General features: G+C 70.0%; 10 protein-coding genes. 4 read left to right on the top strand and 6 right to left on the bottom strand.

Going from position 1 to position 12,671, the window contains the following annotated elements; genetic code table 11:
- The first annotated feature begins 211 nt into the window (after nt 1-211).
- A complete protein-coding gene (locus ACT3SQ_RS03665; RefSeq protein ID WP_441443622.1) occupies nt 212-1,075 on the top strand; it encodes a serine hydrolase domain-containing protein in 864 nt (287 codons plus the stop codon).
- Entirely contained in the window at nt 1,072-1,881 is an 810-nt protein-coding gene (locus ACT3SQ_RS03660) for a serine hydrolase domain-containing protein (RefSeq protein WP_441443623.1), read from the top strand. Before ACT3SQ_RS03665 ends, ACT3SQ_RS03660 begins: the two co-directional genes overlap by 4 nt.
- 305 nt (nt 1,882-2,186) lie before the next feature.
- Here the strand turns inward: ACT3SQ_RS03660 and folP are convergent, their stop codons facing one another.
- A complete protein-coding gene (gene folP / locus ACT3SQ_RS03655; protein ID WP_442332025.1) occupies nt 2,187-3,185 on the bottom strand; it encodes a dihydropteroate synthase in 999 nt (332 codons plus the stop codon).
- A 147-nt stretch (nt 3,186-3,332) separates the two neighbouring features.
- Between folP and ACT3SQ_RS03650 the strand changes: the two genes are divergently transcribed.
- Nucleotides 3,333-4,481: an NAD-dependent epimerase/dehydratase family protein gene (locus ACT3SQ_RS03650; RefSeq protein WP_441443625.1), complete on the top strand. Its 1,149-nt coding sequence runs from the start codon at nt 3,333-3,335 to the stop codon at nt 4,479-4,481.
- 10 nt (nt 4,482-4,491) lie between these two features.
- Nucleotides 4,492-5,625, top strand: a complete 1,134-nt coding sequence (locus ACT3SQ_RS03645) for a glycosyltransferase (RefSeq protein WP_444502214.1) — start codon at nt 4,492-4,494, stop codon at nt 5,623-5,625.
- A 7-nt stretch (nt 5,626-5,632) separates the two neighbouring features.
- Here ACT3SQ_RS03645 and ACT3SQ_RS03640 read toward each other — a convergent pair whose 3' ends face one another.
- Genes ACT3SQ_RS03640 through ACT3SQ_RS03620 form a run of 5 tightly spaced genes read right to left on the bottom strand, consistent with a single transcriptional unit; the run spans nt 5,633 to nt 12,430 of the window.
- Complete coding sequence (locus tag ACT3SQ_RS03640) at nt 5,633-7,342, bottom strand: ATP-binding cassette domain-containing protein (RefSeq protein ID WP_442332026.1); 1,710 nt, start codon at nt 7,340-7,342, stop codon at nt 5,633-5,635.
- Nucleotides 7,339-8,241, bottom strand: coding sequence for an ABC transporter permease (locus ACT3SQ_RS03635; protein ID WP_444502213.1), 903 nt, complete (start codon nt 8,239-8,241; stop codon nt 7,339-7,341). Before ACT3SQ_RS03635 ends, ACT3SQ_RS03640 begins: the two co-directional genes overlap by 4 nt.
- Before the next feature lie 4 nt (nt 8,242-8,245).
- The gene (locus ACT3SQ_RS03630) at nt 8,246-9,307 is read right to left on the bottom strand and encodes an ABC transporter permease (RefSeq protein WP_442332028.1); all 1,062 of its coding nucleotides are present in this window, start codon (nt 9,305-9,307) and stop codon (nt 8,246-8,248) included.
- 4 nt (nt 9,308-9,311) lie between these two features.
- Nucleotides 9,312-11,063: an ABC transporter substrate-binding protein gene (locus tag ACT3SQ_RS03625; protein WP_442332029.1), complete on the bottom strand. Its 1,752-nt coding sequence runs from the start codon at nt 11,061-11,063 to the stop codon at nt 9,312-9,314.
- On the bottom strand, nt 11,060-12,430 hold the full coding sequence (locus ACT3SQ_RS03620; protein WP_442332030.1) for an acyl-CoA dehydrogenase family protein: 1,371 nt from the start codon (nt 12,428-12,430) through the stop codon (nt 11,060-11,062). The genes ACT3SQ_RS03625 and ACT3SQ_RS03620 overlap by 4 nt, the downstream gene beginning before the upstream one ends.
- Nucleotides 12,431-12,671: the final 241 nt, after the last annotated feature.

Below are 12,671 nucleotides of genomic sequence, written 5' to 3'. Positions count from 1 at the left end.
TGCACGCCAAGAACAGGTAAACAAGAGGAAAAAGCTGCAGCTCCTGAGGTTTCCCGGGAGCAATCGATAGCACTCCTGGTCGGGGCGACAAAACGGTCACGTCACGAAATGGCATCGAAGGAGGCGGGGGCTTCTGGACTGCTGACGGGGCGTGGCCCCTCGGCGGCACCGCCCGGACGTCTCGAGGCGGACAGCTCGAGGCGGATGTGCCATGTTCGGATGTGCCATATTTGAGCGCGTGGAGACCGAGACCCAGCCCGAGATCCCCGTCGACATCGACTTCGCGCATGCGGTGGGGGTGTCCGACGCCGAGCGCACCCTGCATCTCCAAGGCGATGACGCGCAGGTCTGGGACCTGGCGAGCGTCTCCAAGCCGCTGGCCGCGATCGGGGCCCTGATCGCAGTGGACCGCGGCCTCGTCGACCTCGACGAGCCCGCTGGCCCGGAGGGAGCGAGCGTGCGCCACCTGCTCGCCCACACCGCCGGCTACGCCTTCGACGGCGACGAGACCGTCGGCGCTGTCGGCGCCCGCCGCATCTACTCCAACACCGGCTTCGAGGTGCTCGCCGCGCACCTCGAGGAGGCCACCGGCTACGACTACGCCGACTGGATGGAGCAGACCGTCGTCGCAGGGCTCGACCTCACCGACCTCGAGGTCACCGGCTCGCCGGCCGCCGGCTACCGCGGCTCGATCCGCGACCTGCTGGCCGTGGGACGGGAGCTGCTCGCGCCCACGTTGATCCCCGAGGACCTCTGGCGCGAGGCGACTGCGGTCCAGTTCCCGGGGCTGGCGGGAATCCTCCCCGGCTACGGGCGGCAGAAGCCCAACGACTGGGGCTTGGGCTTCGAGATCCGCGGCCGGAAGAATCCGCACTGGACCGGCGCGCACTCCTCGCCGGAGACCTTCGGGCACTTCGGCCAGTCCGGCTCCTTCCTCTGGGTGGACCCGGCAGCCGGACTCACCGCAGCCTTCCTCGGCGCGCAGCCGTTCGGTCCCGATCACGTGCGGATCTGGCCCGGCCTCACCGATCAGATCCTCGCGCACTGGGGCGACGGGAGCGGGACCGCGCGATGAGCGCCCTGGACCTGCTCGACGATTTCGGCTTCGAGGCCGCAGCCATCGTGCTCGGCCGGGAGGGGGAGCGGGAACGGCGCGGCGACGTCCAGAGGCTGCGCCCATGGCGCTCAGTCACCAAGGCGCTCACCGGCTGCGGCGCCGCCCTGGCGCTGCAGCAGGGGTCGGTGGATCTCGAGGACCCGGCGGGCCCTCCCGGCGCGACGCTGCGCCACCTGCTCGCCCACGCCTCGGGCTACTTCTACGAGTCCGAGAGCACGCTGCAGGCCCCCGGCCTGCGCCGTCACTACTCCAACTACGGCATCGACGAGGCCGCACGACACATCGAGCGGGCGCTCGGCCGCGACTACGGCGACTGGATCCAGGAGCGCATCGCCGAACCGCTCGGGATGGGCTCCCTGCAATGGAGCGGCTCGGCCTCCGTCGGCGCCCATGGCTCCCTCACCGACCTCGCCCTCTTCGCCGCCGAGCTGCTGCAGCCCACACTGCTGGAGCCCCGCTGGTTCGCCGAGCTCACCGGCGTGCAGTTCCCCGAGCTGGTGGGGATCATGCCCGGCTTCGGCAAGCAGACCCCCAACCCGTTCGGGCTCGGCCTCGAGGTGCGCGGCGCCAAGTCCCCCCACTGGACCGGCACCGGCAACAGCGAGGCCACCGTGGGCCACTTCGGCATGCGCGGCACCGCCTTCTGGGTGGACCCCGTCGCCGGGCTCGCGCTGGTGGTCGGCACCTCCCACGACTTCTGCGACGCCCACCGAGAGGTGATGCCCCGCCTGGCCGACGCCGTGCTCACAGCGCACGGGGGCTGACGGGGCTCAGGGGGCTCGGTGGTGCCGCGTACCCCGTCGGCGCGCTCCACCCCGTCGAGCCGCTCCCCGATCGGCTGCCCCGTCCGCTCCCGTTGGCTACGTTGCGAAAAGTTCCATAATTTGGCACTTTTCTCGGCGTCGCGGAGGGGCGCCGGATGCCGCGTGACGAAAGGTCCCATATCAGCGGTACTTTTTGGGGCGTGGCGGGAGCTGGGACGTGGCGGGAGCTGGGCAGGGCGGGATCTGGGCCGGGGCGGGAGTAGGACCGGGCGGGAGCAGGACCCGGGCTGAACCGGACCGCCGGGTCAGGTGTTGTGGACCAGCGGCCCGGCCGGGTCGCGCCAGCCGGCGAGCACTTCGAGCATGCGCACCAGGCGCACCGTGGCCTCCACGTCGTGCACCCGCAGGATCCGGGCGCCGTGGTGGATGGTCCACGCCGCGGCTGCGAGCGAGCCCTCCAGGCGGTGCTCCTTGGTCAGGCCCAGCGACTCGCCCACGAAGTCCTTGCGTGACAGCGCCGCCAGCATCGGCAGGCCGAGCGAGGAGTACTGCTCGAAGCCGCGCAACAGCTCGAGGGTCTGCAGGGTGTTCTTGTTCAGGTCCGGCCCGGGATCGAGCACCACTCGCGAGCGGGGGATCCCGGCCTCGAGCGCGCGCTGGAGACGTGCGGCGAGGAAGTCTCGCACCTCGGTGACCACGTCGTCGTAATGCGGCCGGGGGAGGGGCTGACGGGGCTGTGCCACGGAATGGGTGATCACCAGGGAGGCTCCGGTCTCGGCGACCGTGGCGGCCATCCGTGGATCCGAGAGCCCGGTGGTGTCGTTGATGAGGTCTGCCCCGGCCTCGATCGCGGCCCGAGCCACCTCGGCGTCGAAGGTGTCCACCGACAGCAGCACGTGCTCGGGCAGCTCATCGCGCAGCGCGGCGATCACCGGGACCACCCGCTCGATCTCCTCCGGCGCCGGCACCGGGTCCCCGGGGGCGAACTTCACCCCGCCCACGTCGATCAGGTCCGCGCCGGCGCCGGCGGCCTCGAGCCCGGCGGCCACCGCGGCCTCCAGAGCCCAGGTGCGGCCCTCGTCGAAGAAGGAATCACGGGTGCGGTTCACGATGCCCATCACCAGCACCCGGCGGGCGGTGTCCGGCAGCGGCCGAGGTGCGGTGGGTGCGGTGGGAAGGGAGGTGGTGGAGCGCGGTGCGGCGAGAGGCCGTGGAGCACTCGGCGTCCGCTCGGGTGCGGGCGATACAGTGGATCCGGCCACGGGAGCGCGGCGTGTCGCGCTCTCGTCCAGTGCGTTGTTCATGGTCCGTTCCTCCGCGGTTCAGGCCGGGTCCCCGCGTCTTTGAGCGGTGCCCGACCTGCACTACGTTATGGGTGGACACGGAAGTGCACAATCCGGCTGCGTCGTCCTTCGCACGCCGGGACTTTGACCTGATGGAGGACTCACGAGATGAAGATCGTCGTCGCCGGTGGAGATGGATTCTGCGGCTGGCCCACTGCCCTGTACCTCTCGCAGAAGGGCCACGACGTCACCATTGTGGACAACCTGGTGCGCCGCGAGATCGATGTGGAGCTGGGCTCGAACTCCGTGACTCCGATCCTCCCGCTCCAGGAGCGGGTCGAGGTCTGGAAGGAGGTGTCCGGGAAGGACATCGCCGCCCGGATCGTGGACCTCACCGACTATGACGCCACCGCCGCCGTCATCCGGGACGTCCAGCCCGAGGCGTTCGTGCACTTCGCCGAGCACCGCTCCGCGCCCTACTCGATGATCGATCGCGCCCATGCGATCGAGAACCACCGCAACAACATCGAGGGCACCCTGAACGTGCTCTGGGCGATCAAGGACTTCGCCCCCGACTGCCACCTCGTCAAGCTCGGCACCATGGGCGAGTACGGCCAGCCGAACATCGACATCGAAGAGGGCTGGCTCGAGGTCGAGCACAAGGGCCGCAAGGACCGCCTGCCCTATCCCAAGCAGCCCGGCTCGTTCTACCACCTCACCAAGGTGCATGACAGCGACAACATCATGTTCGCCTGCAAGATCTGGGGCATCCGCGCCACCGATCTGAACCAGGGCGTGGTCTACGGCCTGGAGACCGCCGAGACGCGCCTGGACCCGCGCCTGGTCAACCGCTTCGACTACGACGCCGTGTTCGGCACCGCGCTGAACCGCTTCATCGTCCAGGCGGCCATCGGCCATGATCTCACCGTCTACGGCAACGGCTCCCAGACCCGCGGTTACCTGGACATCCAGGACACCGTGCGCTGCATCGAGCTGGCCTGCGAGAACCCGGCGGACGTCGGCGAGTTCCGCGTCTACAACCAGTTCACCGAGCAGTTCTCCGTCAAGGAGCTGGCCGAGAAGGTGCAGAAGGTCGCGGCGGACCTCGGCAACGAGGTGACCGTCTCCAGCATGGAGAACCCGCGCGTGGAGAAGTACGACCACTACTACAACGCCGTCAACACCAGCCTGCTCTCGCTGGGTCTGGAGCCGCACCTGCTGACCGACGAGCACCTCACCGAGGTCCTCAAGGTCGCGATGAACAACACCGACCGGGTCAAGCGCGAGCTGGTCATGCCCACCGTCACCTGGAAGTGACCCGCAGCCCGTGAAGATCGCGATCGTCACGGAGACCTTCCTGCCGTCGGTCGACGGCGTGGTGACCAGGCTCCGCCACGCCGTCGAGCGGATGACCGAGCTCGGCCACGAGGTCATGGTCATCGCGCCCGACCTCGGTGTCACCGAGCATCATGGGGCGCGGGTGGTGGGGGTCAAGCCCGTGACCCTGCCGTTCTACAAGCACCGCCGGTTCACTCTGCCGAACCCCACCGTGGACGGCATCATCCGCGGCTTCCACCCGGATGTGGTCCACGCCGCCCAGCCGTTGCTGCTGGCCTCCTCGGGGGCCTTCGCCGCGCATCGGCAGCGGATCCCGCTGGTCGCGAGCTATCACACGCATATCCCGCGCTACCTGGACCTCTACCGGGCCTACCGCTGGGGCAAGCGCCCCGTGTGGTGGCAGATCCGGCGCAACCACGCGCTCGCGGACATCAACATCGCCACCTCGGAGACGATGCGCGCCGAGCTCGCGACCCAGGGCATCCAGAATCTTCACGTGGTGCGCCGCGGCGTGGACACGCAAGCGTTCCATCCCCGCTTCGCCTCCGCGGAGATGCGGGAGCGCCTCACCCAGGGGCACCCGGAGAAGAAGCTCCTGGTGTTCGTGGGCCGCCTCGCTGCGGAGAAGGAGATCCACACGCTGCGACCGATGATGGAACGACGCGAGGACGTGGCGCTCGCGATCGTCGGGGACGGCCCGTACCGGCGCGAGCTCGAGCAGCTCTTCGCCGGCACCTCGACGCTGTTCCCCGGATTCATGGAGGGCGAGGAGCTCGCGGGCGCCTTCGCGAGCGCCGACGGATTCATCTTCCCCTCGGTCACCGAGACGCTGGGCCTGGTGATCCTCGAGGGGATGGCCTCCGGGCTCCCCGTGGTCGCCGCCCGCTCGGGGCCGACGATGGAACAGGTCACCGACGGGGTGGACGGGCTGCTGTTCGACTCCGGGGACGAGGCGAGCCTGGACGCGGCGCTGGTCCGGCTCGGCGACGGGGTGCTGCGCGGGCGCATCCGCGAGGCTGCCCGCGCCGAGGCGGAGAAGTTCTCCTGGGAGAACGCCTCCGATGACCTGCTGCGCTACTACGAGATGGCGATCGAGAAGCACCGCACCGGGATCACCGGCTGATATTCGGTCACTCCCTGGCCCTCGGCGCCCGGGGGATCGCGTCGATCAGCTCACGCGTGTACGCGGAGCAGGGCGCGGCGAAGACCTCCGCGGCCGGGCCCTGGTCCACGACCCGGCCCCGTTGCAGGACCGTCATCGAATCGGAGATCTGTCGCACCAGGCTCAGGTCGTGGGAGATGAACAGCATCGTCAGCGCCGGATCCTCGGCGCGCAGCGCGAAGAGCAGATCGATGATCTGCGCCTGCACGGTGACGTCGAGCGCGGAGGTGGGCTCGTCCAGCACCAGCGTGGACGGGGAGAGGATCAGCGCCCGAGCGATCGCGACGCGCTGACGCTGGCCGCCGGAGAGCCGGCCGATATGCCGCGCCGCGGTCTCCTCGGCGATCCCGACCTGTCGCAGCAGCGCCTGGGCGCGGGAACGCGCCTCCGCCTTCGCGGTCCCGCCGATGCGCAGGGGTTCTGCGACCAGGTCGACTACGCGACGGCGCGGATCGAGCGCGGCCAGCGGGTTCTGGTACACCAGCTGGAGCGCGGACGGATCGGGGTTGACGGCGGCGGGAATGCGCGGCCGCGGCGTTCCCGAGACCTCCACCGTGCCGGTGTCGAAAGCAGTCAGCCCGGCGATGATCCGGGCGAGGGTGGTCTTCCCGGATCCCGACTCTCCGACCAGCGCATGGATCTCGCCGCGCCGCACCGTGACGTCGACCTCCTCGAGCACCCGGTGGACGCCGTCGAAGGACTTCGCCAGCGCGGTGACCTGCACCGCGGGCTCGCTCTCGAGGCTCTCCCGCCGGGTCTGCAGCGTGGCTCGCGCCGCCGCGTACTTCTGCGGCGTCATCGCGGGGACGTCGCGGAACAGCTGCAGCGTGTAGGGGGCTGACGGGCTCGCGACCACCTGCGCGGAGGAGCCCTGTTCGACGACGCGGCCGTGCTGCAGCACGACCACCCGATCGCTGCGCTCCGCGGCGAGGGACAGGTCATGGGTGATCAGCAGCACCGACAGGGACAGCTCGTCGCGCAGCTCTTCGAGGAGGTCCAGCACCCGCTTCTGCACCGTGACGTCGAGGGCTGAGGTGGGCTCGTCGGCGATCAGCACGCTGGGGTTCCCGGCGAGGGCACCGGCGATCAGGACGCGCTGGAGCTGGCCGCCGGAGAGCTCATGCGGATATGCCGCGAGCTTCCGCTCCGCATCGGCGATGTGCACGGTCTCCAGCAGCTCCCGGGCGATTCGTCGCGCCTCCCGCGGGGGAACATCGCGGGCCTGGCGCACCGACTCGGCGACATGCCCTCCGACGGTCTGCAGCGGGTCCAACGAGCCCAGCGGATCCTGCGGCACATACCCCAGAATGCTGCCCCGCACCGCCTGCCAGCCGCGCTCGCCGAGGCGGGAGACGTCCTGGCCGAGCAGGTGGACGCCGCCGGTCAGCCAGCGTGCATTGTCCGCGAGCAGACCGCTGATCGCGGAGGCGATCGTGGTCTTGCCCGACCCTGATTCACCGACCAGCGCGGTGGTGCTGCCGGTGGGGACGTCGAAGGACGCCTCGATGACCGTGGGGACGATGCGGCCACCGCTCGAGTAGCCGATGCTCAGGGAATCCACCGAGATCGCGGGCGGTGCAGTGACCGCGGGCGGCGCAGCGTTCGTGGGACGCGCAGTGGCCGTGGTCGCCACGGCGGCGGGGAGCGTGAGATCGAGATCGAGGTGATGGGTGGTCATGCGGTGGTCCTCCGGATCCTTCCCAGGACACCCTGCAGATGGGATGCCGCGAGCACGGTGATGACGATGACCGCTCCCGGAGCGAGGAGCAGCCAAGGGGCGGAGAGCAGGTACTGACGGCCCTCGGCCACCAGCAGCCCCCACTCCGGGTGCGGGGGCACGGCGCCGAAGCCCAGGAAGCTCAACGAGGAGATCCAGACGATCGAGCCGCCGAACTGCAGCGGGATCAGCGAGGCGACCGGGCCCACCGCGTTGGGCAGGATGTGATGGACCAGGGTGCGCGAGCGCGAGGAGCCCTGATGCTGCGCCGCCTCGACATAGGAGGAGGTGCGCACGGTGAGGACCTCCGCGCGGGTCACCCGGGCGAAGCTCGCGATCGAGGAGATGCCCACGGCGATCGCGGCATTGATTGCTCCGAAGCCCAGGGCCACGATGATCACCATCGACAGCAGCAGGCCCGGCACGGACAGCAGCACATCGATCAGTCGGCTGACCACCGCATCGACCCAGCCGCCCAGGTAGCCCGAGATGATGCCGAGGGCGAGACCGCCCGCAAGACCCACCGCGACGGCGACGGCAGAGGCGCTGAGCGAGGTCCGCGCCCCGTGGACGATCCGGGTGTAGAGGTCGCGGCCGAGGTAGTCCGTGCCCAGCCAGTGGGTGAGCGAGGGGCCATCCAGAGCCTGCGCGGTCGCAGCGCTGAGCGGGTCGCCAGGGGCGAGCAGAGCGGGTGCGAGGACCGCGATGACCAGCAGCGCCAGCAGCAGCATCGCCGCGATGTCGACGACGCCGAGAGAGGCCAGACCGGGGGAGATCCGAGCCCGGGAAGCCAGGCCACGGGAGGCGCGGGGTGGCGCAGGACGTGTCGAGGGTACCGTCGGGGAGTGGATGCTCGTCACGGGGTCACGCTCCTTCGGTCAGGACGGGCTGGGCGGGCTCGGCAGAGCGAGCAGGCCGGTCGGGCTGGGCGGGCTGGGCAGAGCGAGTGGCCCGGGCGTCGGCTCCCAGGCGGGACTCTGTGATGCTGATCCGGGGGTCGATCACCGGGTACAGCAGGTCCGTGGCGAGGTTGATCAGCGAGTACAGCGAGGAGACCAGTAGCACCACGGCGAGCACGATGGGTCCGTCCTGCGAGCGCACCGCCTGCTCGGTGACATATCCGAGCCCTGCGCGGTGGAAGACCGATTCCACGATCACGGAGCCGGCGATGAGATCCGCGATCGTCAGGGCCAGCAGGGTCAGCGCCGGGATCGACCCGTTGCGGATGACATGCCGGGCGGCGATCGACCCCTGGGACAGGCCCCGTGAGCGGAGCACCCGGACGAAGGGCCTCCCATTCGCCTCGGTCAGCCCCTGGATGAGCACCTGGGTGATCGAGGGGCTGGCGGCGATGCCGAGGGTCAGCGCGGGGAGGATCAGGCTGGACAGACTCTCCGTGTCCAGAGACGAGACCCAGCCGAGCTGGTAGGAGAAGATCTGCAGCAGCAGCAGACCGATCAGGAAGCTGGGCGTGGCCAGGGACAGCGCCGGCACCAGGCGGGCGAGGCCGCGCACCGGCTCCCAGGGGGCGAAGACCGCGAGCAGCCCCACCGAGGCCGCGATCACTGCGGCGACGACCAGCGCCGCGAGGGCGAGCAGCAGCGTCGAGCCGAGCCCCTGCATCACCATGTCGCTCACGGCGCGGCCGGTCCCCAGCGAATAGCCGAGATCGCCCTGGAACAGGCGCCCAACCGTGATGAGGAACTGCAGCAGGGCAGGCTGATCGAGGTTGTAGTACTCGATGATCGCCTTCGCCTGCCCGGGCGGGATCGGGTTCTGGGGGTTGTCGAGGCGGTTGGCGACCGGATCGCCCGGCAGGGCGAACAGCACCCAGTAGGTGAGCAGGTAGGTGATGGCCACGACCAGCATGGCCTGGAGGATCCGGGTGATGAGATAGCGGGAGCGCATGGTGGGGGTTCTCCTCACGGGGTCACGGTCGATCGAGCCACGTGGCGTAGAACAGCGGTCGCGCCTCGGCGCTCCAGGAGAAGTCCTGCACATCGCTCTGCGCGGCGAAGATCTGGGAGTCCTTGAGCAGGGGGAGGACATAGGCGTTCTCGATGACGTGGTGCTGCAGCTCCGCCAGCAGGGCGGACCGCTCGGCGGGGTCCGTCGCAGTGGCCTGCTCAGTGAGCAGCTCATCGAGGGTCGGATCGGCGCCGTCGAGGGAGAAGGCGTCGGTGCCGTCGGCCGCCCACTGAGTGCGCAGCGTCGCCCAGGTCGCCGGATAGGGCCAGCCGGAGCGGACCGTGGCGACGTCGGGGGCGGCGTAGGCCTCGGAGACCTGGGAATAGTCCGCGTCGCGCAGCGACAGCTCGACACCGAGCTCCTTGAGCTGGGCCTGGACCAGCTGGTACAGCGGCTTGGCAGTCGAGTCGTAGACATCGATGACGGTGACCAGCGACAGGCGCTCGCCGTCCCGGCGGCGATAGCCCTCGCTGTCGAGATCCGAGAATCCTGCCTCATCGAGCAGTGCAGCGGCCTTCACCGGGTCGTAGGTGAGCTGGGTGCTGAGGTCGACGAAGCCGAAGGCGTCTTCGGTGACCACGCTCCGGGCGACCGCCCAGTTCTCGGTGTACAGGTCACTGACCAGGGAGGCGCGATCGATGCCGACCTGGAGCGCCTGGCGCACGCGCGCGTCCTGCAGCGCGGGGATCGAGACCCGCAGCTGCCAGTGATTGGTCGCGCCGATGCCCTGCGCGGAGAGGATCTGGAAGGACGGATCCTCGGCGAGCTGGAGCTCGTCGGCGGGCTGGAGGTAGCGGATCAGATCGGCCTGTCCGGAGCGGAGCGTTCCCAGCCGGGCCGTGTCGTCGGTGACGGCGTGGACCTCGAGGCGCTCGAGGCGCGCCTCGCCCTGATGTGCGAGGCTCGGCGGGGCCCAGTCGTAGCCCTGCCGCCGCACGAATACGATCTTCTCGCCGTACTTCTCGCTCTCGACGGTGAACGGGCCGCTGCCGATGATCCCGGTGATCTGCTGCTGGCTCTCCAGAGGCGCATCGATCGTGGCGTCCGCGACGAGCACGGCGGCCCATCCCGAGAGCACGTCGAGGAACTCGGCGTAGGGCTCGAGCAGGGTCACCGTGACGGTGCTGCCCGCGACGCTGATCCCCTCGAGCTGCGGCCACTGGGCCGAGGGCTGGATGCCCTTGGCGTCATCGCCCGCGGCCTGCCATTGCAGGTTCCGGGCCACGCTCGCGGCGTCCAGCGACGTGCCGTCGGAATAGGTCACGCCCTCACGGACGGCGAAGGTGTAGGTGAGGCCGTCCGCGGAGATCTCCCAGCTCTCAGCGATGTAGGGCTGCAGCTCGCCGGTGGCGGGATCCTTCCAGATCAGGCGATCGGCGATGTTCTCGAGGTAGGCAGAGTCCTGCCAGGTCCCGGCGCCCTGCGGCTGGGTGGAACGGCTCGCCTCGGCGTCGAGGTAGACGAGGGTCCCCCCGCTCACCGGGCTGCCGGTGGCGTTGCCGGCGGTGGCGCTGCCCGAGGCGGTGGCGTCGGCCCCACCACGGCTGGCCAAGCCCCAGGCGGAGGCCGCACCGACCACGGCGACCGCGGCGATTCCGCCGCCGATCATGCGTCGCCGACGGATCCTGCCGTCCTCGGAGCTGGCTCGGGCGAGGGCCTCCTCGAGTCGCTGGGAGGCGGGGTCGTGCTCGGCGGGACGGGTCTCGTCGTTCATCGGTGGGCTCCTGGTGCGGTCAGGTCACGGGGCGTGGCAGGGGGAGCGGGAGTCGCTGGTGCGACGTCCCCGAACTGCTCGGCGCTCTCTTCGACTCCGAGCTCGTAGGCGCCGATCAGCCGGCGCCGCTGCTTCATCGGGTTGTGGGAGGCGACGGTGCGAGCATGTCGCCAGAAGCGGTCGAAGCCGTGGCGCGTGGACACCTGCGAGGCGCCGCCGACCTCGAAGAGATCTGTGGTCAGGGTGAGCACCCGGTCGACGATCTCGCCCTGGATCCGGTAGACATCGCGCTTGGCCTGCCGGAAGTCCGCCTCCGAGGCGGCACCCCGCCGATGACCTTCGATGATCTGATCCCAGCGGTCGGCGACGGCCAGGACCAGGGTGCGGGCGGCGAAGGCCCCTGAGGAGGCGGAGCCGATGGTGTCCTGGACAAGGGGGTCCTCGCGGACCTCGGTGGCACCCAGGCGACCGAACAGGCGGCGGCGCCCCTGGACATAGGTCACGGACTCGCTCACCGCGGCCTGACCGATCCCGGCGATCACCGCGAGCAGGACCAGCTGGAACAGTCCCTGCCGAAGCTGGCCCTCGACAGTGGAGCGGTCGGTGCCGCGCACGTGCGCGGGGTCGACCAGGGCGCCGATGAAACGGGTGGTGCCGGTGCCGGTGAGCTGCTGGCCGAACCCGTCCCAGTCGTCCTCGCAGACCACGCCCGGCTGGTCGGTGGAGACCGTCACCAGCACCACGTCACCGTCCTCGGTGGTGGCGAGCAGGTCGATCCAGTCCGCGTAGATGCTGCCGGTCGTGTAGTACTTGGTGCCGCTGAGCACCAGCCGGTCACCCTCGCGAGTGAGGGTGGTGGCGATGTCGAGCGTCTCGGACTTCTCTGACTGGGCGTTGCCGATGAAGTCCCCGGCCACAGCGCGGGCGAACCAGAGATCCCGCTCCGCGGGCTCCGCGAACAGCGCTACTTCCTCCAGCAGCACGAAGTGCCCGCGGAAGAGGTGCGCCAGGTGGGAGTCGGCGGCGGCGAGGTCGGTGAGGTGCTCGAAGGTCTCGCGCAGCGACCACCCGAACCCACCGTGCGCCGCCGGAACCCGGACTCGCCCGAAACCGAGCTGGAGCAGCCGTGCCAGCAGTGCACGGGGCAGGACATGATCGGTCTCGCGCTGCCGCACCTGCCGGGCCGCCTCGGTGAGCAGGGCATCCCAGGCCGCTGCATTCCAGGCCGTCGCATCCCAGTCCGTGGCGTCCCAGTCCGTCACGTCTCGAGAGGCGGAGCCCCGGGCAGCGGCGTCGTTCCCCGAGGCATCGAAGGAACCGTCGACCGGTCTCGCAGCGGAGGCTGCCTCGTGAAGGGTCTCAGTCATCGGTGGGGCACCTTTTCAAGTGGGGTCGACGTCCAGGTCGTTCGCGCGCCGCGGGTGAACGCAGGGAACGCGGGGAGAGGCCGGGGGCGGAATGCGGGGGCCCTCCGAGGAGGACGCAGCCGAGCATAAGTAGCGCTTGGCCCACTCCCAAGGTTTGTGACGCGGCGCGACGGAGATCGCGAAGATGACGTCGCGAGAACGAGATCGCAAGCAGGGCGCCGCGCGAGCAGGACTGCGAACA

Origin of the sequence: Brachybacterium sp. AOP42-C2-15, assembly GCF_052377065.1 — a bacterium.
Classification (GTDB): Bacteria; Actinomycetota; Actinomycetes; order Actinomycetales; family Dermabacteraceae; genus Brachybacterium.
The sequence above is the reverse complement of the archived record's forward strand: the minus strand, read 5'-3'. Positions and strand labels throughout refer to the sequence as shown.

Excerpts from the sequence above, each read along its gene's own strand:
- ACT3SQ_RS03665 (WP_441443622.1), top strand. The coding sequence starts at position 212 with ATGTTCGGATGTGCCATATTTGAGCGCGTGGAGACCGAGACCCAGCCC.
- ACT3SQ_RS03660 (WP_441443623.1), top strand. The coding sequence starts at position 1,072 with ATGAGCGCCCTGGACCTGCTCGACGATTTCGGCTTCGAGGCCGCAGCC.
- folP (WP_442332025.1), bottom strand. The coding sequence starts at position 3,185 with ATGAACAACGCACTGGACGAGAGCGCGACACGCCGCGCTCCCGTGGCC.
- ACT3SQ_RS03650 (WP_441443625.1), top strand. The coding sequence starts at position 3,333 with ATGAAGATCGTCGTCGCCGGTGGAGATGGATTCTGCGGCTGGCCCACT.
- ACT3SQ_RS03640 (WP_442332026.1), bottom strand. The coding sequence starts at position 7,342 with ATGACCACCCATCACCTCGATCTCGATCTCACGCTCCCCGCCGCCGTG.
- ACT3SQ_RS03625 (WP_442332029.1), bottom strand. The coding sequence starts at position 11,063 with ATGAACGACGAGACCCGTCCCGCCGAGCACGACCCCGCCTCCCAGCGA.
- ACT3SQ_RS03620 (WP_442332030.1), bottom strand. The coding sequence starts at position 12,430 with ATGACTGAGACCCTTCACGAGGCAGCCTCCGCTGCGAGACCGGTCGAC.